Annotated in this window: 1 protein-coding gene; it reads right to left on the minus strand. The window is 64.3% G+C overall.

Annotation, left to right across the window (positions count from 1 at the left end):
• Window positions 1–460 (minus strand): carbonic anhydrase (locus BKG76_RS07095; protein ID WP_070937011.1); only part of this gene is annotated, 460 nt, incomplete at both ends.

Below are 460 nucleotides of genomic sequence, written 5' to 3' on the forward strand. Positions count from 1 at the left end.
CGATATCGCCGACGTGGCCATGCAGCACGACGCGGCCGTCGGCCAGTTTGTAGGTCAGATACACCAGCGCGAGCTTGTTGGCCTTGACCGCATCGGCCACCACCTGCGAACGCTGCAACAGCTTGCTACCGGTCTCTTCGACATGACGGGCCTCGAACTCATCAATGCGCGACAACCCGTCCTTGCGGCCGCCCAGGATCGAGGGCATCACCCGCACCACCAAGTCCCGGATGTACCCGCCGGGCACTTCTCCGGTGTCCAGGGCCGCGACCGTGGCACCCACCGCACCACAGGAGTCATGGCCCAGGATCGCGATCAACGGCACCCCCAGCACCGCCACCGCGTACTCGATAGAACCCAACACCGCCGAGTCGATCACCTGACCAGCGGTACGCACGATGAACATGTCACCCAGGCCCTGATCGAAAATGATCTCCGCGGCCACCCGGCTATCGGAGCA

Origin of the sequence: Mycobacteroides franklinii (assembly GCF_001853795.1) — a bacterium.
Taxonomy (GTDB): Bacteria; Actinomycetota; Actinomycetes; order Mycobacteriales; family Mycobacteriaceae; genus Mycobacterium; species Mycobacterium franklinii.